This is a genomic window from Pseudomonas sp. Irchel 3E13 (assembly GCF_900187455.1).
Taxonomy (GTDB): domain Bacteria; phylum Pseudomonadota; class Gammaproteobacteria; order Pseudomonadales; family Pseudomonadaceae; genus Aquipseudomonas.
Genome location: NZ_FYDX01000009.1, coordinates 279,331 through 300,080, shown reverse-complemented (window position 1 = coordinate 300,080; position 20,750 = coordinate 279,331). Strand labels below are relative to the sequence as shown.

The 20,750-nt window shown below is 61.6% G+C and carries 24 protein-coding genes; 15 read left to right on the top strand and 9 right to left on the bottom strand.

The window, feature by feature from the left end:
* Positions 1-15 precede the first annotated feature (15 nt).
* From ccoN to hemN, 10 genes are all read left to right on the top strand, one after another.
* Complete coding sequence (ccoN, locus tag CKW37_RS18000; RefSeq protein WP_095157063.1) at positions 16-1,458, top strand: cytochrome-c oxidase, cbb3-type subunit I; 1,443 nt, start codon at positions 16-18, stop codon at positions 1,456-1,458.
* Complete coding sequence (gene ccoO / locus CKW37_RS17995; RefSeq protein WP_095157062.1) at positions 1,458-2,066, top strand: cytochrome-c oxidase, cbb3-type subunit II; 609 nt, start codon at positions 1,458-1,460, stop codon at positions 2,064-2,066. Before ccoN ends, ccoO begins: the two co-directional genes overlap by 1 nt.
* 5 nt (positions 2,067-2,071) lie before the next feature.
* Positions 2,072-2,275: a cbb3-type cytochrome c oxidase subunit 3 gene (locus tag CKW37_RS17990; protein ID WP_095157061.1), complete on the top strand. Its 204-nt coding sequence runs from the start codon at positions 2,072-2,074 to the stop codon at positions 2,273-2,275.
* The gene (gene ccoP, locus CKW37_RS17985; RefSeq protein ID WP_095157060.1) at positions 2,272-3,252 is read left to right on the top strand and encodes a cytochrome-c oxidase, cbb3-type subunit III; all 981 of its coding nucleotides are present in this window, start codon (positions 2,272-2,274) and stop codon (positions 3,250-3,252) included. The genes CKW37_RS17990 and ccoP overlap by 4 nt, the downstream gene beginning before the upstream one ends.
* Positions 3,253-3,538: 286 nt before the next feature.
* Complete coding sequence (gene ccoG, locus CKW37_RS17980; protein ID WP_095157059.1) at positions 3,539-4,957, top strand: cytochrome c oxidase accessory protein CcoG; 1,419 nt, start codon at positions 3,539-3,541, stop codon at positions 4,955-4,957.
* A 12-nt stretch (positions 4,958-4,969) separates the two neighbouring features.
* Positions 4,970-5,506, top strand: coding sequence for a FixH family protein (locus CKW37_RS17975; protein ID WP_095157058.1), 537 nt, complete (start codon positions 4,970-4,972; stop codon positions 5,504-5,506).
* A gap of 91 nt (positions 5,507-5,597) precedes the next feature.
* Entirely contained in the window at positions 5,598-8,051 is a 2,454-nt protein-coding gene (locus tag CKW37_RS17970; protein WP_095157057.1) for a heavy metal translocating P-type ATPase, read from the top strand.
* Positions 8,052-8,063: 12 nt separating this feature from the next.
* Positions 8,064-8,291 (top strand): cbb3-type cytochrome oxidase assembly protein CcoS, encoded by a 228-nt coding sequence (gene ccoS, locus CKW37_RS17965; protein ID WP_095157056.1) that lies wholly within the window; start codon positions 8,064-8,066, stop codon positions 8,289-8,291.
* Entirely contained in the window at positions 8,284-8,967 is a 684-nt protein-coding gene (locus CKW37_RS17960) for a sulfite exporter TauE/SafE family protein (protein WP_095157055.1), read from the top strand. The genes ccoS and CKW37_RS17960 overlap by 8 nt, the downstream gene beginning before the upstream one ends.
* Positions 8,968-9,049: 82 nt before the next feature.
* Positions 9,050-10,432 carry an oxygen-independent coproporphyrinogen III oxidase gene (hemN, locus tag CKW37_RS17955; RefSeq protein WP_095157054.1) on the top strand — a complete coding sequence of 461 codons (1,383 nt, stop codon included), beginning with the start codon at positions 9,050-9,052 and terminating at the stop codon, positions 10,430-10,432.
* A gap of 14 nt (positions 10,433-10,446) precedes the next feature.
* On the opposite strand, the gene CKW37_RS17950 is transcribed toward hemN, so the two are convergent.
* Positions 10,447-10,905: a hypothetical protein gene (locus CKW37_RS17950; protein WP_095157053.1), complete on the bottom strand. Its 459-nt coding sequence runs from the start codon at positions 10,903-10,905 to the stop codon at positions 10,447-10,449.
* A gap of 154 nt (positions 10,906-11,059) precedes the next feature.
* On the opposite strand from CKW37_RS17950, the gene fnrA reads away from it, so the two are divergent.
* Together fnrA and CKW37_RS17940 are read left to right on the top strand one after the other, a co-directional pair.
* The gene (gene fnrA, locus CKW37_RS17945; protein ID WP_095157052.1) at positions 11,060-11,794 is read left to right on the top strand and encodes a Crp/Fnr family transcriptional regulator FnrA; all 735 of its coding nucleotides are present in this window, start codon (positions 11,060-11,062) and stop codon (positions 11,792-11,794) included.
* Positions 11,795-11,850: 56 nt separating this feature from the next.
* A complete protein-coding gene (locus CKW37_RS17940; RefSeq protein ID WP_095157051.1) occupies positions 11,851-12,399 on the top strand; it encodes an adenine phosphoribosyltransferase in 549 nt (182 codons plus the stop codon).
* Between the two features lie 172 nt (positions 12,400-12,571).
* Here CKW37_RS17940 and recR read toward each other — a convergent pair whose 3' ends face one another.
* The 4 genes from recR to CKW37_RS17920 form a co-directional block, all read right to left on the bottom strand.
* Entirely contained in the window at positions 12,572-13,174 is a 603-nt protein-coding gene (gene recR / locus CKW37_RS17935; protein WP_095157050.1) for a recombination mediator RecR, read from the bottom strand.
* 93 nt (positions 13,175-13,267) lie between these two features.
* A complete protein-coding gene (locus CKW37_RS17930) occupies positions 13,268-13,594 on the bottom strand; it encodes a YbaB/EbfC family nucleoid-associated protein (protein WP_028945400.1) in 327 nt (108 codons plus the stop codon).
* 64 nt (positions 13,595-13,658) lie between these two features.
* A complete protein-coding gene (gene dnaX / locus CKW37_RS17925; RefSeq protein ID WP_095157049.1) occupies positions 13,659-15,734 on the bottom strand; it encodes a DNA polymerase III subunit gamma/tau in 2,076 nt (691 codons plus the stop codon).
* 103 nt (positions 15,735-15,837) lie between these two features.
* A complete protein-coding gene (locus CKW37_RS17920; protein ID WP_095157048.1) occupies positions 15,838-16,320 on the bottom strand; it encodes a DUF2938 domain-containing protein in 483 nt (160 codons plus the stop codon).
* Positions 16,321-16,398: 78 nt separating this feature from the next.
* Between CKW37_RS17920 and CKW37_RS17915 the strand changes: the two genes are divergently transcribed.
* The 3 genes from CKW37_RS17915 (at position 16,399) to CKW37_RS17905 (ending at position 17,944) form a co-directional block, all read left to right on the top strand.
* Positions 16,399-16,779, top strand: coding sequence for a helix-turn-helix domain-containing protein (locus CKW37_RS17915; RefSeq protein ID WP_095157047.1), 381 nt, complete (start codon positions 16,399-16,401; stop codon positions 16,777-16,779).
* A 383-nt stretch (positions 16,780-17,162) separates the two neighbouring features.
* Positions 17,163-17,387: a hypothetical protein gene (locus tag CKW37_RS17910; protein WP_095157046.1), complete on the top strand. Its 225-nt coding sequence runs from the start codon at positions 17,163-17,165 to the stop codon at positions 17,385-17,387.
* Between the two features lie 107 nt (positions 17,388-17,494).
* On the top strand, positions 17,495-17,944 hold the full coding sequence (locus CKW37_RS17905) for a hypothetical protein (protein WP_095157045.1): 450 nt from the start codon (positions 17,495-17,497) through the stop codon (positions 17,942-17,944).
* 123 nt (positions 17,945-18,067) lie between these two features.
* Here CKW37_RS17905 and CKW37_RS17900 read toward each other — a convergent pair whose 3' ends face one another.
* The 4 genes from CKW37_RS17900 to CKW37_RS17890 all read right to left on the bottom strand — a co-directional run bounded on the left by CKW37_RS17900 (position 18,068) and on the right by CKW37_RS17890 (position 20,360).
* Positions 18,068-18,649, bottom strand: coding sequence for a hypothetical protein (locus CKW37_RS17900; RefSeq protein WP_143502029.1), 582 nt, complete (start codon positions 18,647-18,649; stop codon positions 18,068-18,070).
* A 32-nt stretch (positions 18,650-18,681) separates the two neighbouring features.
* Positions 18,682-19,281: a hypothetical protein gene (locus tag CKW37_RS32490; RefSeq protein WP_143502027.1), complete on the bottom strand. Its 600-nt coding sequence runs from the start codon at positions 19,279-19,281 to the stop codon at positions 18,682-18,684.
* Complete coding sequence (locus CKW37_RS32985; RefSeq protein WP_177454440.1) at positions 19,253-19,711, bottom strand: hypothetical protein; 459 nt, start codon at positions 19,709-19,711, stop codon at positions 19,253-19,255. Before CKW37_RS32985 ends, CKW37_RS32490 begins: the two co-directional genes overlap by 29 nt.
* 262 nt (positions 19,712-19,973) lie before the next feature.
* Positions 19,974-20,360 carry a PAAR domain-containing protein gene (locus CKW37_RS17890; protein ID WP_095157043.1) on the bottom strand — a complete coding sequence of 129 codons (387 nt, stop codon included), beginning with the start codon at positions 20,358-20,360 and terminating at the stop codon, positions 19,974-19,976.
* Positions 20,361-20,750: the final 390 nt, after the last annotated feature.

The window sequence follows — 20,750 nt, the reverse complement described above, 5'->3', positions numbered from 1 at the left end:
CCGTGGAACCTTAGAATGAGCACAGCTATCAGTCCGACTGCTTATAACTATAAGGTCGTCCGCCAGTTCGCCATCATGACGGTGGTCTGGGGGATCCTTGGCATGGCCCTCGGTGTCTTCATCGCCTCGCAACTGGTCTGGCCGCAACTCAACCTTGACCTGCCGTGGACGAGCTTTGGACGCCTGCGCCCCCTGCACACCAACCTGGTGATCTTCGCCTTCGGCGGTTGTGCACTGTTCGCCACCTCCTATTACGTCGTGCAGCGTACCTGCCAGACGCGACTGATCTCCGACAGCCTCGCAGCCTTCACCTTCTGGGGTTGGCAAGCGGTCATCGTCGGCGCTCTGATCACCCTGCCCATGGGTTACACCACCACCAAGGAATACGCCGAACTGGAATGGCCGCTCGCCATCCTGCTGGCCATTGTCTGGGTGACCTACGCCGTGGTGTTCTTCGGAACCGTGGTCAAGCGCAAGACCAAACACATCTATGTCGGCAACTGGTTTTACGGTGCCTTCATCCTGGTTACCGCGATGCTGCACATCGTCAACCACATCTCGTTGCCGGTGAGCTTCTTCAAGTCGTACTCGGCCTATGCCGGCGCGACCGACGCGATGATCCAGTGGTGGTACGGCCACAACGCCGTGGGCTTCTTCCTGACCACCGGCTTCCTCGGGATGATGTACTACTTCGTACCGAAGCAGGCCGAGCGCCCGATCTACTCGTATCGCCTGTCCATCGTGCACTTCTGGGCGCTGATCACCCTGTACATCTGGGCCGGTCCGCACCACCTGCACTACACCGCCCTGCCCGACTGGGCACAATCGCTGGGCATGGTGATGTCGATCATCCTGCTGGCGCCAAGCTGGGGCGGCATGATCAACGGCATGATGACCCTCTCGGGCGCCTGGCATAAGCTGCGCACCGACCCGATCCTGCGTTTCCTCGTGGTTTCGCTGGCGTTCTACGGCATGTCGACCTTCGAAGGCCCGATGATGGCCATCAAGACCGTCAACTCGCTCTCGCACTACACCGACTGGACCATCGGCCACGTACACGCCGGCGCGCTCGGCTGGGTTGCGATGATCTCCATCGGCGCCATTTACCACATGATTCCGAAGCTCTACGGCCGTGCCCAGATGCACAGCGTCGGCCTGATCAACGCGCACTTCTGGCTCGCCACCATCGGTACCGTGCTCTACATCGCCTCGATGTGGGTCAACGGCATCACCCAAGGCCTGATGTGGCGCGCGATCAACGACGACGGCACCCTCACCTACTCCTTCGTCGAAGCCCTGCAGGCCAGCCACCCGGGCTATATCGTCCGCGCGCTGGGCGGTGCGTTCTTCGCCTCCGGCATGCTGCTGATGGCCTACAACGTCCTGCGCACTGTTCGCGCCTCGAAACCGGCCGAAGCTGAAGCCGCCGCTCAGATCGTCGTAGTGGGAGCCCACTGATGAAGCACGAAGTAGTCGAGAAGAATATTGGCCTGCTGGCCTTCTTCATGGTCATCGCCGTGAGCATCGGCGGCCTGACCCAGATCGTTCCGCTGTTCTTCCAGGACGTCACCAACAAGCCGGTCGAAGGCATGAAGCCGCGCACCGCGCTGGAGCTGGAAGGCCGTGACGTGTACATCCGCGAAGGCTGCGTAGGCTGCCACTCGCAGATGATCCGTCCGTTCCGCGCCGAGACCGAGCGCTACGGCCACTACTCGGTGGCCGGTGAAAGCGTCTGGGACCACCCGTTCCTGTGGGGTTCCAAGCGTACCGGTCCGGACCTGGCACGGGTGGGTGGTCGTTACTCCGATGACTGGCACCGCGCGCACCTGTACAACCCGCGCAACGTCGTACCCGAGTCGAAAATGCCGTCCTACCCGTGGCTGGTAGAGAACAAGCTCGACGGCAAAGACACCGCCAAGAAGATGGAAGTCCTGCGTACCCTGGGCACGCCGTACACCGATGCTGACATCGCCGGTGCTCGCGACGCGGTCAAGGGCAAGACTGAAATGGACGCCCTGGTCGCCTACCTGCAGGGTCTGGGCACCATCATCAAAAGCAAACGGTGATTGCGATGGATATCGGGATGATTCGTGGCCTGGGCACCGTCGTGGTGATGGTGGCCTTCGTGGGCCTGGCGTTGTGGGTGTTCAGTTCTCGGCGCAAGTCCGAGTTCGACGAAGCGACACTGCTGCCCTTCGCGGATGATCCCGAAGCCAGCGAGCACGTCGAACAAGCGCAAGCGCAAGCGAAAGCGTCTAGGAGTAACAACGAATGACTACCTTCTGGAGTCTGTACGTCACCGTTCTGAGTCTGGGCACCATCTTTGCCCTGACCTGGCTGCTGCTGTCCACCCGCAAGGGCCAGCGTAGCGAAACCACCGAAGAAACCGTGGGCCACTCCTTCGATGGCATCGAGGAGTACGACAACCCGCTGCCGAAATGGTGGTTCATGCTGTTCGTCGGCACCATCATCTTCGCTCTCGGCTACCTGGCGCTGTACCCCGGCCTGGGCAACTGGAAAGGCATCCTGCCCGGCTACCAGTACCTGGACACCGACAAGAAGACTGACTTCGCCAACGGTCAGGCCGGCTGGACCGGCGTTCACGAGTGGGAAAAGGAGATGCAGCGGGCCGACGCCAAGTTCGGGCCGATCTTCGCCAAATTCGCAGCCATGCCCATCGAAGAAGTAGCGAAAGATCCGCAAGCCCTGAAAATGGGCGGGCGCCTTTTCGCCTCAAACTGCTCGGTCTGCCACGGTTCCGACGCCAAGGGTTCCTACGGCTTCCCCAACCTCACCGACAGCGACTGGCGCTGGGGCGGCGAGCCGCAAACCATCAAGCAGACCATCATGGCTGGCCGCCACGGCGTGATGCCGGCGTGGTCTGAAGTGATCGGCGAGCAAGGCGTGGCCGACGTTGCTGCATTCGTGCTGACCAACCTCGATGGCCGCACCCTGCCGGAAGGCACCAAGGCTGACGCCGCCAACGGCCAGAAGATCTTCGCCGCCAACTGCGTGGCCTGCCACGGTCCGGAAGGCAAGGGGACTCCAGCGATGGGCGCGCCGAACCTGACTCACCCGCAGGCGTTCATCTACGGTTCCAGCTTCGCCCAACTGCAGCAAACCATCCGCTACGGCCGTCAGGGCCAGATGCCGGCGCAGCAGGAAATCCAGGGCAACGACAAGGTCCACCTGCTGGCGGCGTATGTCTGGAGCCTGTCGCAGAAAGACCAGAAACCGGCTGAGGCTCAGTAAGTTTCACGGCTGACAAAAGGCTCCGTCAGTGCAGACTGGTGGGGCCTTTTTTCTTGGTGGGGATGCAGAGGTGTTTTTTCAGGGGCTCAATCACCCTGGTCATGACCTGGATCAATTGACACCGCCAATACACCATTGTCGAGCATTACCCAACGCGACCCAGTGTCGCACCCGCGCCCCAGAATGCCAGCACAGGCGTATCATGCGGGCCAGAGCAGAAACACTTCTGACTGCGGTCGGCATGCACTGACCGCGGCATCTTTCCACTGCCGTGGGACTGTAAACGATGAGCAAGCAGATTCCTGTACAAGACATCACCCCGCCTGCCAACAAGAAGAAAAACGAGAGCGTGGACCTCTACGCCGCGCGGGAAAAAATCTACACCCGAGCCTTCACCGGTATTTTCCGCAACCTGCGAATGGCAGGCGGCGCACTCCTCTTTCTCCTCTATTTCGGCACCGTCTGGCTGAACTGGGGCGGTCACCAGGCCGTCTGGTGGAATCTGCCGGAGCGCAAGTTCTACATCTTCGGCGCCACCATCTGGCCGCAAGATTTCATCCTCCTCTCCGGCATTCTTATCGTCGCCGCCTTCGGCCTGTTCTTCATCACCGTATTCGCCGGGCGCGTCTGGTGCGGCTACACCTGCCCGCAGAGCGTCTGGACCTGGATCTTCATGTGGTGCGAAAAGGTCACCGAAGGCGACCGCAACCAGCGCATGAAACTGGACAAGGCGCCGATGAGCGCCAACAAGGCTGCCCGCAAGACCGCCAAGCACACCCTCTGGCTGCTGATCGGCTTCGTCACCGGCATCACCTTCGTCGGCTATTTCGCACCGATCCGCGAACTGATAGTGGACTTCTTCACGGGTGAAGCGGACGGCTGGGCCTACTTCTGGGTCGGCTTCTTCACCCTCGCCACCTACGGCAACGCCGGCTGGCTGCGCGAACAGGTGTGTATTTACATGTGCCCGTACGCCCGCTTCCAGAGCGTGATGTTCGACAAGGACACCCTGATCGTTTCCTACGACCCGCGCCGCGGCGAAACCCGTGGCCCGCGTAAAAAAGACGTCGACTACAAAGCCAAGGGCCTCGGCGACTGCATCGACTGCACCATGTGCGTCCAGGTCTGTCCGACCGGCATCGACATCCGCGACGGCCTGCAAATCGAGTGCATCGGCTGCGCTGCCTGCATCGACGCCTGCGACAACATCATGGACAAGATGAACTACCCGCGTGGCCTGATCAGCTACACCACCGAGCACAACCTGTCCGGGCAGAAGACCCACATGCTGCGACCGCGGCTGATCGGCTACTTCGTGGTCCTGCTGGTGATGATCGGCGCGCTCGCCAGCGCCTTCTTCATGCGTTCGCTGGTAGGCTTCGACGTCAGCAAGGACCGGGTGCTCTACCGCGAAAACGCCCAGGGCCGGATCGAGAACGTCTACAGCCTGAAAGTGATGAACAAGGACCAGCACGACCACGTCTACGTGCTCGAAGCCGAGGGCCTGCCGGGACTGCGTCTGGAAGGCGCACGGGAGATCCGCGTGGCGGCCGGCGATATCGTCAGCCTGCCGGTACAACTGTCGGTGGCGCCGGAACAACTGCCGTCGACCACCAACGACGTCACCTTCATCCTCAAGGACGCCGACGACAGCGGCACCGAGGTTGAAGCCAAGAGCCGGTTCATCGGCCCGCAAATCCGCTAAGAGAGTCTTTCAATGCCTGCAGCAAGCGCTCACAGCCCCTGGTACAAGCACCTCTGGCCCTGGATCATCATCGGCATTTTGGCCACCTCGGTGACCCTGAGCCTGACCATGGTCAGCATTGCCGTGAACAACCCGGACAACCTGGTCAACGACAACTACTACGAGGCCGGCAAGGGCATCAACCGCTCACTGGACCGCGAACTGCTGGCGCAGACCCTCAATCTCAAGGCCAGCGTGCACCTGGACGAAGTCACCGGCGAAGTCGAGCTGCGCCTGAGCGGTGACAGCCAGCCGCAGGCCCTGGAACTCAACCTGATCTCGCCGACCCAACCGGAGAAGGACCGCAAGATCGCCCTGACCCTGAGCAGCGAGCCGGGTCGGTATCTGGGCCAACTGGATGATCGGGTCGAAGGTCGTCGCTTCGTCGAACTGCTGGGAACCCAGGAAGGCAAGACCTGGCGGCTGTTCGAAGAGGAAGATGTTGCCCACGACGTGACCCTGATGCTGGGTGACGAGGCGCTCAAGGGGGCTGAGCACCTCGATAAATAAACCGCCATCGCACGCACGCTCGCGCCTTACCTCTGTAGGAGCGAGCGTGCTCGCGATGCGACCCACACCATAAATCTGCACTAAGACAGCCATGACCACCCCCACGCCTTGCTACCACTGTGCCCTGCCCGTCCCGGCCGGGAGCCGCTTCACCGCCGTGGTCCTCGGCGAGGCGCGGGAATTCTGCTGCCCCGGCTGCCAGGCGGTGGCCGAGGCCATAGTCGCCGGCAAACTGGAGAGCTACTACCAGCACCGCAGCGAAGCCAGTGCCAACCCCGACGCCCTGCCGCGCCAACTGGTGGACGAACTGGCCCTGTACGACCGCGCCGACGTCCAGCAACCCTTCGTCCGGCATGAAGGCGAATTAGCAGAAACCACCCTGCTGATCGAAGGCATCAGTTGCGCGGCCTGTGGCTGGCTGATCGAGAAACACCTGCGAGGCGTGCCGGGCGTGGCCGAAGCCCGCCTGAACCTGTCCAACCACCGTCTGCTGGTAAGCTGGGCCGACAGCCAGTTGCCGCTGTCGAAACTGCTCGCCGAATTGCGCCACATCGGCTACGCCGCCCATCCGTACCAGCCCGACCGCGCCGCCGAACAACTGGCCAGCGAGAACCGCACCGCCCTGCGCCAACTCGGCGTCGCCGGGCTGCTGTGGTTCCAGGCGATGATGGCAACCATGGCCACCTGGCCGGAATTCAACATCGACCTCAGCCCCGAGCTGCACATCATCCTGCGCTGGGTGGCGATGTTTCTGACCACACCCATCGTCTTCTACAGTTGCGCGCCGTTCTTCCGCGGCGCCGCCCGCGACCTGCGCACCCGCCACCTGACCATGGACGTCTCGGTCTCGCTGGCCATTGGCCTGGCCTACGGTGCCGGCATCTGGACCGCGATCACCGGCAGCGGCGAGCTGTACTTCGACGCGGTGGGGATGTTTGCCCTGTTCCTGTTGGCCGGGCGCTACCTGGAACGCCGCGCCCGCGAGCGCACCGCCGCCGCCACCGCGCAACTGGTCAATCTGCTGCCGGCCTCGTGCCTGCGCCTGGACGACACCGGCAACAGCGAGCGGATTCTGCTGCGCGAACTGCAGATCGGCGACCGCATCCTGGTCCAGCCGGGCGCGGTACTGCCGGCGGACGGACGGATCGTCGAAGGTCAATCGAGCGTCGATGAATCGCTGCTGACCGGCGAATACCTGCCCCATCCGCGCCAGCGCGGCGATGCCGTCACCGCTGGCACCCTCAACGTGGAAAGCGCGCTGACCGTGGAAGTTATGGCGCTCGGCCACGACACCCGACTCTCGGCGATCGTGCGCCTGCTGGAGCGGGCTCAGTCGGAAAAACCGCGACTGGCAGAAATCGCCGACCGCGCTTCGCAATGGTTCCTGCTGTTCAGCCTGATCGCCGCCGCAGGCATCGGCCTGGTGTGGTGGCAGATCGATCCGTCACGGGCTTTCTGGATTGTTCTGGCGATGCTGGTGGCAACTTGCCCTTGCGCCCTCTCCCTCGCCACCCCGACCGCCCTCACCGCCGCCACCGGCACCCTGCACAGCCTCGGCCTGTTGCTGACCCGCGGCCATGTGCTGGAAGGCCTGAACCAGATCGACACGGTTATCTTCGACAAGACCGGCACCCTCACCGAAGGCCGCCTGACCCTGCGCTCGATCCGTCCGCTGGGCGCGCTGGACGCCGATCACTGCCTGCGCCTTGCCGCCGCCCTGGAAAACCGCTCCGAGCACCCCATCGCCCGCGCCTTCGGCCGCACCGTGGCGGTGGCGGACGCCGTTCAGAGCAGCCCCGGCCTGGGTCTGGAAGGCCGAGTCGAAGAGCGCCTGCTGCGTATCGGCCAGCCGGCATTCGTCTGCGAGTTGAGCGGTGCGGCAATGCCCGCCATGCCGGACGAACCCGGACAATGGCTGTTGCTGGGCGATAGCCAGGGCCCGCTGGCCTGGTTCGTTCTTGACGACAGGCTGCGCGTCGATGCCGCCGACCTGCTGGACGCCTGCCGCGCCCGTGGCTGGAAAACCCTGCTGCTGTCCGGCGACAGCTCGCCGATGGTTGCCAGCGTCGCCGCCGAACTGCGCATCGACCAGGCTATCGGCGGCCTGCGCCCGGACGACAAGCTGCAACAACTGAAAGCCCTGCAGGCCGAAGGCCGCAAGGTGCTGATGCTTGGTGACGGGGTCAACGACGTGCCGGTCCTGGCCGCCGCCGACATCAGCATCGCCATGGGCTCGGCCACCGACCTGGCCAAGACCAGCGCCGACGCGGTGCTGCTGTCCAATCGCCTGGACACCCTGGTGCAGGCCTTCAACCTCGCGCGGCGCACACGGCGGATCATCATCGAAAACCTGCTCTGGGCCGGTCTGTATAATGGCCTCATGCTGCCGTTCGCCGCCCTGGGCTGGATCACACCGATATGGGCGGCGGTCGGCATGTCGGTCAGCTCGCTGATCGTGGTCCTCAATGCCCTGCGCCTGACCCGGCTGCGCGGCGCGCCGGCGTCAAACCGTCCGGCCAGCGCCACCCACCCCGCAACGGCCTGACCAGGAGATCCCATGCCCGCCCTCTACGTGATGATTCCTGCCGCCCTGGTACTCGTCGGCATCGCCCTGTACATCTTCTTCTGGGCGGTGGACAGCGGCCAGTACGAAGACCTCGACGGCCCGGCCCACAGCATCCTGTTCGACGACCAGGACCCCAAGCACCAGGCCGCGGTGCAAGCGCAGCAAGAACAACCGAACCCCAAGCCCGACGAGCCGAAAGAGCCCAAGCCCCGTGTCTGACCTGCTACCCCTGCTGAGTTCGGCACTGATCCTCGGCCTGCTGGGCGGTGGCCACTGCCTGGGGATGTGCGGCGGTCTGATGGGCGCCCTCACCCTCGCCATCCCGCCGGAACAACGCGGCCGTCGCCTGCAACTGTTGCTGGCCTACAACCTCGGTCGCGTACTCAGCTACGCCAGCGCCGGGCTGCTGCTGGGCCTCGCCGGCTGGGCGCTGGCCGGGAGCCCCTTGGCCACGGCGATGCGCGTGGTCGCGGCGCTGCTGCTCATCAGCATGGGCCTGTACCTGGCCGGCTGGTGGAGCGGCCTGACCCGCATCGAAAGCCTCGGCCGCGGCCTGTGGCGGCATATCCAGCCAGTGGCGACGCGCCTGCTGCCGGTCTCCAGCGTGCCGCGGGCCTTGCTGCTGGGCGCGCTGTGGGGCTGGCTGCCGTGCGGGCTGGTTTACAGCACCCTGCTCTGGGCCGCGAGCCAGGGCAGCGCGGTGAACAGCGCCCTGCTGATGCTGGCCTTCGGTGTCGGCACCTGGCCGATATTGCTGGCCACCGGCCTCGCCGCCGAGCGCAGCAACGCCCTGTTGCGTCGCCGTGGCGTGCGGGTGGCCGGGGGCCTGCTGGTGATCCTGTTTGGCCTGTGGACCCTGCCCGGCCCGCACCAGCACTGGCTGATGGGTCACTGAAGCGGATTTGATACAAATCAACACTGATGTACGTGTGGCTCCCTAGACTCCGGACACTGCCGCAATTCCTGGGACTGCCACCATGCACGACGCCCTCCAATGGGACTCTGACCTGATTCGCCGTTACGATCTGGCCGGCCCGCGCTACACCTCCTATCCGACCGCAGTGCAACTGCACAGCGAAATCGGCTCCTTCGACCTCCTGCACGCCCTGCGTGACAGCCGCCGAACGGCGCGTCCGCTGTCTCTCTACGTCCATGTGCCGTTCTGCGCCAACATTTGCTACTACTGCGCCTGCAACAAGGTCATCACCAAGGACCGCGCCCGCGCACAGCCTTACCTGCAGCGGCTGGAACAGGAAATCCAGCTGATCGCCTGCCACCTCGACCCCGGCCAGACCGTCGAGCAACTGCACCTGGGCGGTGGCACGCCGACCTTCCTCAGCCATGTCGAACTGCGCCAGTTGATGGCGCAACTGCGCAAGCACTTCAACCTGCTGGACGATGACTCGGGGGACTACGGCATCGAAATCGACCCCCGCGAGGCAGATTGGTCGACCATGGGCCTGCTGCGCGAACTGGGCTTCAACCGCGTCAGCCTCGGTGTGCAAGACCTCGACCCGGTCGTCCAACGGGCGATCAACCGCCTGCAAAGCCTGGAACAGACCCGCACCATCATCGAAGCGGCGCGCACCCTGCAATTCCGCTCGATCAACCTCGACCTGATCTACGGCCTGCCCAAGCAGACCCCGGAAGGCTTCGCCCGCACCGTCGAAGAAGTGATCAAGCTGCAGCCGGACCGGCTCTCGGTATTCAACTACGCGCACCTGCCCGAGCGCTTCATGCCGCAACGGCGCATCGACAGCAGCGACCTGCCGGCACCGGCGGCGAAGCTGGAGATGCTGCACAACACCATCGAGCAACTGACCCGCGCCGGCTATCGCTACATCGGCATGGACCACTTCGCCCTGCCCGACGACGAACTGGCCATCGCCCAGGAAGAGTCGACCCTGCAGCGCAACTTCCAGGGCTACACCACCCATGGTCATTGCGACCTGATCGGCCTCGGCGTGTCGGCCATCAGCCAGATCGGCGACCTCTACTGCCAGAACAGCAGTGACCTCAACGAATACCAGAACGCCCTGGACGCCGCGCAACTGGGCACCAGCCGCGGACTGATCTGCACCCAGGACGACCGCGTGCGCCGGGCCGTGATCCAGGACCTGATCTGCCATTTCGAACTGGATTTCGAGCGCATCGAACAGGCCTTCACCATCGATTTCCGGGGCTACTTCAAGGATTTGTGGCCGGCACTGGAAGGCATGGCCAAGGACGGCCTGATCGAGCTGCGCAACGACGGCATCAGCGTGCTGCCGGCCGGTCGCCTGCTGGTGCGCTCGGTGTGCATGGTGTTCGACGCCTACCTGGACCTGAACAACCGCCAGCGTTTTTCGCGGGTGATCTGAGTCGCGGGCGCGGCTCAGGCATTTAGCAACTTGATTGCCTTGCCGACCTGGTCCGGCGTCAGCGCCAACTGCCCCATGGCCCGGACCAGGCCAAAGTTGACGGTGTTCAACGAGGCAGACAATGCACTGACCCGGGCTTCCAAGGCCGCCGTCTTTTTCTGCATTTCCACCGGATCAAGGGAACGATCCCGCATCAGAGACTGCAACTGACGCTGGGCTTCAGCCAATTCCCGCTGCAGCTTGCGGATCATCTTCAACAATTGGCGAACCGACTCCGGCAAGCCGCTTTCGTCGATATCCGCGTCATCTTGACGCTGGCCGGACACCTCCAGCCCCTTGAGAGAAAGGCTGACCTTCACCCCTTCACTCGGTGTCGCGGCGCCCTCGCCCTCTTCTCCGCGCTTCGCCTGAACGGGCTCGGAATGCCCGGAAACAGAGGCCTGGCGAGTGGCCTGAAGATCGACGGTCAACATGCTGGTTCTGCCTGAGAGACGTGATGCAATTGTTATCGGCTTGAAACCCGCGAACTTGAGCGGGGAGCGCACCAAAACAGAGCACGCTGGCCTCAACCGTCCCGGCTGAGTTACCCTTGTGTTCTATGTGTGCTTTCCCACAAGGAATGATGAAATGTCTGAGCCTGTTAAACTGCGCCCTCACAACCAGGCCCATTGCAAGGATTGCAGCCTGGCGCCTCTGTGTCTGCCTCTGTCACTGAACATGGAAGACATGGATTCGCTGGATGAAATCGTCAAACGTGGGCGCCCGCTGAAAAAAGGCGAGTTTCTGTTCCGGCAGGGTGACAACTTCGGTTCGGTTTACGCGGTGCGCTCCGGCGCCCTGAAAACCTTCAGCCTGAGCGACGGCGGCGAAGAACAGATCACCGGCTTCCACCTGCCAAGCGAACTGGTGGGTTTGTCGGGCATGGACACCGAAACCTACCCGGTCTCGGCCCAGGCGCAAGAGACCACGTCGGTATGCGAAATCCCCTTCGAGCGGCTGGACGAACTGTCGGTGCAATTGCCGCAACTGCGCCGGCAACTGATGCGGGTGATGAGCCGGGAAATCCGCGACGATCAGCAAATGATGCTGCTGTTGTCGAAAAAGACCGCCGACGAGCGGATCGCCACCTTCCTGGTCAACCTCTCCGCGCGGTTCCGCGCCCGTGGCTACTCGGCCAACCAGTTCCGCCTGAGCATGTCGCGCAACGAAATCGGCAATTACCTGGGCCTGGCAGTGGAAACCGTGTCCCGCGTGTTTACCCGCTTCCAGCAGAACGGCCTGATCGAAGCCGAAGGCAAGGAAGTGCGGATTCTCGACCCGATCCAGCTCTGCGCGCTGGCTGGTGGCGCACTGGAAGCCTGAAATCCTCGGCAAACGGGTATACTGGCGGGCGTTTTGCCTTTCAGGATACCCGCTCCATGCCCAGCGAAAGCTTTGACCTCAAATCCCTGATCCGCCCGGTTACGGACTTTCCCAAACCCGGCGTGATCTTCCGTGACATCACCCCGCTGTTCCAGTCGCCACGGGGCTTGCGCCATGTCGCCGACCAGTTCATCGAGCGCTACGTCGAGGCCGAGTTCAGCCATATCGGCGCCATGGATGCCCGCGGTTTCCTGATCGGCTCGATCATCGCCCACCAGTTGAACAAGCCGCTGATCCTGTTCCGCAAACAGGGCAAGCTGCCGGCCGACGTGATTTCCGAGGGCTACCAGACCGAGTACGGCGAAGCCTTCCTGGAAGTGCATGCCGACAGCCTGTGCGAAGGCGACGCGGTGCTGATCTTCGACGACCTGATCGCCACCGGCGGCACCCTGCTGGCCGCCGCGAACCTGGTCCGGCGCATGGGCGCGGCGGTATTTGAAGCGGCGGCGATCATCGACCTGCCAGAGCTGGGCGGTTCGCAGAAACTGCAGGACGCCGGGATTTCGACCTTCTGCCTGACCGAGTTTTCGCTGAGCGAATATTGATCCCCCGATAACGCAGGCCGCCGCCCGGTAGGAGCGGATTCATCCGCGATTGGGCGCGCAGCGGCCATAAAACCTGAGCCCCGGGTGTGCCAGACAAACTCTGGGCTCAGACTCTGCGACCGCTTCGCCGCCGTTCGCGGATAAATCCGCGCCTACGGGGCCCGCGTCAGACTCAGAGCGACATCGGTTTGCGCCCCGCAAACGAATGCGCCAGCGTCCCGCCATCCACCAGTTCCAACTCGCCACCCAGCGGCACGCCATGGGCGATCCGCGAGCCCACCAGGCCCTTGTCCGCCAGCAACTGCGCGATGTAATGCGCGGTCGCCTCGCCTTCAACGGTGGGGTTGGTCGCCAGGATCACTTCGGTGAAGGTGCCCTGCTCCGCGATCCGCGCCATCAACTGCGGAATCCCGATCGCCTCCGGCCCAAGCCCGTCCAGCGGCGACAAATGCCCCTTGAGCACGAAGTAGCGACCGCGGTAACCGGTCTGCTCCACCGCATACACATCCATCGGCCCTTCCACCACGCACAACAGCGTGTCGTCGCGCCGTGGATCGGCACATTGCGGGCAAAGCTCCTGCTCGGTGAGGGTGCGGCATTGCCGGCAGTGGCCGACCCCTTCCATGGCCTGGCTCAGGGCCTGGGCCAGACGAACACCGCCGCTGCGGTCACGTTCGAGCAACTGCAAGGCCATGCGCTGGGCGGTTTTCTGACCCACGCCCGGCAAGGTGCGCAAGGCATCGATCAACTGGCGAATCAGGGGACTGAAGCTCATGGTAAAAGGCCTGGCAACTCATCGAATGGGGAGAAACGACGATGGGAGCGACGGCCTTGCAGCCGTGCTCCCACCGGGTGAAACAGATGCGTCTTAGAACGGCATCTTGAAGCCTGGCGGCAACTGCATGCCCGCAGTCATGCCACCCATTTTTTCCTGGCTGTTCTGCTCGACCTTGCGCACGGCGTCGTTGACGGCGGCGGCGATCAGGTCTTCCAGCACTTCCTTGTCTTCCTGCATCAGGCTGTCGTCCAGGCTGATGCGCTTGACGTCATGACGACCGGTCATGACCACGCTGACCAGACCGGCGCCGGATTGACCGGTCACTTCGGCGTTGGCCAGTTCTTCCTGCATCTTGGCCATTTTTTCCTGCATCTGCTGTGCCTGCTTCATCAGGCCGGCCATGCCACCTTTCATCATGGGAATCACCTCGGTATCAAGTTACTTGGCACACCGCGCACCAGGCGCGGCGCTGGGTATCCGGTTATTCGCCCTGGCTGGCCAGGGCATCGACAGGTTCAATAGTATCGTGGCGCACGGTGGCACCGAACTTCTGGATCATCTGCTGGATGAACGGATCGTTCTCGATCGATTCCTCGGCCTCGCGCTGGCGATCGGCGCGCTTGCGGGATGCGGCCTGGGCCGGCGTCTCCTGCTCGGGGCGGATCAGCTCGATGGTCAGCGTCAGGTTGCGGCCCAGGTGCTGGTTCAGCGCATCGTTCAGGCGGCGCTGCTGGGTCGCGTTGAACAGCGCGCTGTGGCCCGGATCGAGGTGCAGCAGCCAGTGATCGCCATCCACGGCCATCAGCGTGCAGTTGGCGGCGATATTACCGGTCATGCCGGAGATCGGCAGGCTCGGGAACATCTCCAGCCATTGCAGGGCCAGGCCGGTCGCTGGCTGTGCCGCCGGTTCGGGCTCCGGCTCGGCAGCCGGCTCAGCAGCATGTTCGCTGGCGAGTTCGTCCAGGTAGCTGTAGCTCGCCGGATCGACCTCGCCGCCATAGTAATCATCATCCAGCGGCGGCTCGTCATCGCGATCCATGCCGGCTGGGCTGTAGCTGTGGTCGTCCGGCGGCGGCTCGTCGTGCCGCTCGGCCGCTGGTGCTGGCGTAGCGACCGGTGCGGGTTCGGGCTCGGGAACAGGGGTCGGCTCGGGCTGTGCTTCAGGCTCGGGCTTGGGTTCCGAAGCGGCTTCAACTGCCGGTACCGGGCTCGGCTCGTCCCACGGAAGATCGATTTTCTCCGCCACCGGCTCGGGCTCGGGCTGAACCTCGGCAACCGACTCAGGTGCAGGCTCCGGCTCGACGGCTGGAGCTGGAGCTGGAGCTGGAGCTGGAGCTGGAGCTGGAGCTGGAGCTGCAACAGGCTCGGGGGCTGGTGCGGCAATCGCAACCGGAGCCACCGGCGCTGGGGAATCAGTTGTGGCCTGGCTGATTCCCACTGGCTTTAGCGTCGTGCCCGGAGCATCGCCGCTGTCCGCCGGGCGGAACGCCAGCATGCGCAGCAACACCATCTCGAAACCACCACGCGGGTCCGGCGCCAACGGCAAGTCGCGGCGACCGATCAGGCCCATCTGGTAGTAGAACTGCACATCCTCGGCCGGCAGCGCCTGGGCCAGGTCCAGCACCCGCTCGCGATCGCCCTGGCCGTTGTCCACCGCCTCGGGCAGCGCCTGGGCGATGGCCACGCGGTGCAGCACATTGAGCATTTCCGACAACACGCCGTTCCAGTCCGGCCCCTGCTCGGCAAGGTGCCGTACCGCTTCGAGCAAGGCACGGGCATCGCCTTCCAGCAACGCTTGGAGTACACCGTAGACCTGACCGTGATCCAGCGTGCCAAGCATCGCCCGCACGTCGGCAGCCAGCACCTTGCCTTCGCCAAAGGCGATGGCCTGGTCGGTGAGGCTCATCGCGTCGCGCATCGAGCCATCGGCGGCGCGGCCCAGCAGCCAGAGCGCATCGTCCTCGAACGGCACGTTCTCGACACCCAGCACATGGCTCAGGTGCTCGACCACACGCTCGGGGGTCATGTTCTTCAGGGAAAACTGCAGGCAACGCGACAGGATGGTCGCAGGAAGCTTCTGCGGGTCCGTGGTAGCCAGGATGAACTTGACGTAGGGCGGCGGCTCTTCAAGCGTCTTGAGCAAGGCATTGAAAGAGTGGCTGGAAAGCATGTGCACTTCGTCGATCAGGTAGACCTTGAAGCGCCCGCGGCTCGGCGCGTACTGCACGTTGTCCAGCAGTTCGCGAGTGTCCTCGACCTTGGTCCGGCTCGCGGCGTCGATCTCGATCAGGTCGACGAACCGGCCCTCGTCGATCTCCCTGCACACCGAGCAGGTGCCGCAGGGGGTCGAAGTAATGCCGGTTTCACAGTTGACACATTTGGCGATGATCCGCGCGATGGTGGTCTTGCCGACACCGCGGGTACCGGTGAACAGGTAGGCGTGGTGCAGGCGCTGATTGTCCAGCGCATTGATCAGGGCCTTCAGCACATGGGTCTGGCCGACCATTTCGCGGAACGAGCGCGGACGCCATTTACGTGCAAGAACCTGATAACTCATGAAAAACCATCGCAGCCTGAACGAGCGGGAAGATCGCTAATGCTAGCGGAGCGGGGGCAAAATTGCATCCTGCCATTCCGTCTCGGGCCCGGAAATCGCGGCATCAAGGGCTGCACGTCAGCAACAACGCCGCCAGATACAGCCCCAGACCGAAAACACCGTGGGTCATCAGGCTACGCAGACGGTTTTTCCCCGGCGTCGGCGTCCGCGAGGCAAAGAACCCCGCGCCCATCGCCGGCTGCATGACACAAAACGGCGCAATCACCGAAACAATGCCGAACAACAGCGCGGGCAGCAGCGTCGGCGCCCGCAGCCAGCCCTGCCCCATCACCGCCACCAACAGCGCGGCGAACAGCACACCCACTGCGTAATGGATGATCCAGCCCCACATCAATTCGTTTGCCACAGGTTCGGCCCGGGCAATTGCTGCATGGTGAAAACGACCGCGAAACAGATGCCCCGCCCAGCGCCCGACCATGGCGAAATTGAGGGTGGTGATACCCAGGCGCTTGAGCAATAGGGCCCACAGGTCCATGACCAGCGTGGCGCCGATACCGATCAGTAGAGTGGAAAGAAGGATGGACATGCAAAACTCCTCGGCACGTTGACGAAACATGCCGCGCAGCTTAGAAGTTGAAGTCAACTTCAAGTCAAGGACATGCCGATGGACATTGCCGACGTCGCCAAACGCACCGGAGTACCGGCCTCGACGCTGCGTTACTACCAGAAGAAGGGTTTGCTCGAATCGCTGGCCAAACCGGGACAGCGCCGGCAGTTCGCGGCGGACGTAGGAGATCGGCTGGCCTTGATCGCGCTAGGACAAGCGGCGGGATTTTCCCTGGATGAAGTGGGAGCGATGCTGGTCAATCTGCAGGTGGATCGCGAGAAGCTGGCGGCCAAGGCGGACGAGATCGATGCGCAGGTCAAGCGCTTGCAGGCGATGAGCAAGGGGTTGCGGCACGCGGCGGCGTGCCCGGCGGACGATCATTTGGCGTGTCCAACGTTTCAGCGGTTGATGAAGGTGTCGTTGCTAAAGCGCTCTTGAGGGCTGCATAGAACCCTGTGAGAGTTGGCTTGCCAGCGATGAAGTCCTGATTGGCAAAACAGGCCAACATCCTGTTGCACTTGCCTAAAAACTTCACCGATATCCGGCTTTCTTGTAGGCAACTTCCCAAGCATACTCCCGCCCCCTGCCAGCTTGTTGCGCTCCCTGGAAACGCTGCCTAGTCTTCGCCGGTCGTCGCAAATCGACGATCGGATTAGCAGTCCGAAATATGGACGTAACAGCAAGCCTGTCATGGCGGCTGTGCGCGTGGGCACCTCCGGGTGCGCCGGTTTCCATATTTCCGGTCTGCTAACCCGCGTACAGTCGCCACCCCCTCGTTTAGCAGCGACCCGTGGTGACTTCATCAAATATGGAGATTCGCCATGAAAAAACTCGTCCCCGATCCACCCCTGATTTCCCCTGAAAAGAAAGCCATCCGCACAGCCGCGGAGCATCTCGAAAATGCAATCTTCGCCGCTGCGGCGCTACTTGCCCTGCACAACCAGCACCACGAAGGAATGCTCAATGACGCACTGGTGGAAATGCGAATGTCCAGGGCACTTCTCACGGTTGCGCTGACGGCTCCGCCAGAGAGCCCGCCAATGTGAATGAAGACCGCGGAGTTCAACTCCGCGGTCTTCCCGCCTCAATACCCGCCCCATACAGGTAGAATCCCGCCCCACACATTCAGTCGATCGATAGGGAGCAGTAATCGATGAAGTCGCTGTACAAGTTGGGCGTGGCACTGACCCTCGCCGCCGCGCTTGCGGGTTGCAAAAGTGATCGGGAAAAATTGGTCGAATCGCGATTTGATTTTCAAAAGACCTATGACGAACAGACCGAAAAGTCCGTGAAAAGCTTTGCAGCGCTTCGCGAGAACATTCCGGAGAGCAAAGTCCGCGAAACCATCAAGAAGCACCACAGCCTGGAGCAAGGGCGCCAGGACATCCTTGCGCTCTACAGCGAGGAAAACTTCACCGATACCGAATTCACCCAGATCATGGACGCCCGGCAACGCATCATGGCCGGCCAGCAACCCAGCGCGGAACAGAAGCCAGCGATGGAAAAAATGGTGACGCTGATGCAAAAGCGCTACGAGGATCCCAGCTACAAGGAAAAAGGGAAGGCTCTGTACGACGCCATTCTTGCTGACCTGGACAAGTAAGGCCGGAGTCCACAAGCCTGTCATGGTGGCTGTGCGTGTGGGCACCTTTGGGTACGCCGGATTCCATGTTCCCGGGCGGCCAATCCGCTGGCAGTCGCCACCGAATGGCAGTGGATCAGAAATTTACTGTGGGGCAGGACAACTCTTCACGGCTGCTTCGAATGCCTTGGTGTAATCAACGTAGGTTTCTGGGTTGTGGGGCCTTGCCGTTACAACGAAGCGATAAGCTCTACTCAAACGGAGGATCTGGTCAACTTCTAAAGCCCATTTGAAGCCCGCATGATCAGTCAAAAGAAAGAACTTATGACTTTCACCGACCCCAGAGTAAGCATATTGAAGATTTCTATACCACTCAGGCTTTTCAATAATAGCGCGGATTGCTTCCTTGACAGAGCCAGCATCGCGACGACTCAAATAGTTCATCTCCCCGATAGCCACATCGTCTAGCGCACTCAACTCTGCTAATGGTACGGGCAAGCGCTCGCGACTTATGACACGGGAATATTTGCAGTCAAATACCCAAAGACCACTTTTCACGTATTCATCACCGTAAATCACTACGCTGCTGCCTAAGTCAGTTTTATATACACTGGTCAACACCCTTATTCCATAGTCGACCCCAAGCAACAAAAATGGGGTGAAAACCATGACTGCAATCCACAAGCCTTTATTTTGGGAAAAACTCAAAATATGCCCCCAGGTCATTAAAGAATCGCGCCGCGACGGAGAGCAAAGGATCACAAACCTTGCTGCGGAGCAGGACAGCTCTTCACGGCCGCTTCAATTGCCTTGGTGTGATCAACATAGGTTTCTGGATTGTAGGGCCTTCCTGTTAAAACGAATCGGGCGCTTCCACTCAAACGAAGTGACTCGGAGACTTCTACAGCCCATTTCACACCAGCGTGATCCGCCAACACAAAAAATTTGTGACTTACAATATCGCCGCTTGTTGCGCCAACGCCAGAATAAATATACTGCAGGTCTTTGTGCCACTCCGGCACTGCAGTTATAGCCGTGATCGCTTCCTTGGCAGAGGCGACATCACGACCATTGAAATAATACATTTGCCCAAACGTTAGCGTTTCCAGAACACTCAGCTCCGCTAATGGTGCGGGCAAGCGCTCTCGACTGATTGCGCGAGAATATTTACAGTCAAATACCCAAAGACCACTTCTCACATAGTCATCACCGTAAATTACCACGCCGTTGCCCAAATCTTTTTTATATACGCTGGTCAAAACTCTTATACCATAGTCGATCGCAACCAGCAGAAACAGAGAGAAAACCATGATTGCGATCCGCAAGGTTTTATTTGGGAAGAAATTCAAAGTACCCATCCGGTGCGCCCAGTGGCGTATCGCCTGAAACAACAGGATTGATTGCACCCACTGCCTGATAGGTGAAATCCAGATTTTGGTCATTTTTAGCGCGCTCGGCATCCAATGTATTCCAGCGATCACACCACTCTTGTTGAGGTGCGACGTCGTTGGTGACTTTACAAACACTCCCCATCCGACGCTCGCTGAACGACCCCCAAGTATTTTTGTAGTCCGACCGCCGAATGAAGGCGCCCACCTTGATCCGCAGATGATTAGCCAGCAACTGGGCCAGGCTTTCATTGGTCTGCGGGAATAACTGAACACCGTCTTCGATTGGATAGTCCGAGAGATTGCCCATGCCCGTGCGACAGGCATAGCTGTCGAGCCGGGCCGTTTCGGAGAAGGCTTCCGGCGAGATGTCGTGGTAATCCAGCACATCCAGCGACATCTGGAAGTGCCCCGGGAGTTGGTAGCCAAAGGCAATTTGCTGGGGTACGCCATGGCTGAAAATCGACAGTTGCTCGATCGGCGACTGCCGCCTCTCCTTTCCATGGTTCAGATAGTCAATGAATTCCTGAGTCGTTGTGATTTCGACGATGTCCGCACCACCGAGCCATTGTCGTGCTGGCTACCGGCGACGGCGATCAGTTCAGGCGTCAGTGGTTTGCCAGACGTTATCGAGCGCGACTTATTGGCCCCTGCCGAAGCAATCACAGCCTGCTGGTGCTGAGCGAAGGATTGTTGCCCCAGGCTGGATTGGCCGGGCTGCTTGAAGCCGTGGTCGAGGGCTGATTGTGCCTCGGCGCCATGACGCTGTTGGTGGACTCGTAAGAGAAGCCGAAGTCCGAGGGAATCAACCCGGCGTAACACGGGCAGCCACTGAAGCTGTCCAGGCTTCCCGCGACCAGTACGCCTTCGTTGATAAATGACGGAATGCCGCCGTGGATCTGATAGGTCTTCCCGGTCACGCCGCACGTCACCGAGTCACCCTGACGGGCCGAAGGCAAACCCTCGATGATGAATTCGCTGTCGCCGGTTAGCACCTGACCACCACAGGTGGTCTTGTCGCCAATGCGAATGAGGTAGCCGAGCACCATGAATCTGCGTCCTTCTGCTTTGTCCAAAACCTCCCGGGAAATAGCTCCCAAGGCCAAGGACAGATGCTTGCAAGAGGACAGCTTGATGGTAAGCAGGCGGATTCCGAGCGCTAAGCAGGATCTTTCCGATAGCGCTATCAGTCACCGCAAAAAGGTCCAAAGGATAATGCCTGCACCCTTACCCACTCAGGGCAGCATGCACCGCCAAAGCCATCCGGCACAGCCACAGGCCAGACTCCATTACGGATTCATCGCTTTTATCGGGACAAAGGAATTCAGAAAAGAGAAGACGACGGAACAGGCAATGCTGCCTAACCCGCAGGTCAGTACAGGCTATGCAGCACACCCCGCCAACATCAGGACAACGCCTGCGGCCAGTCCCTTCAGCGT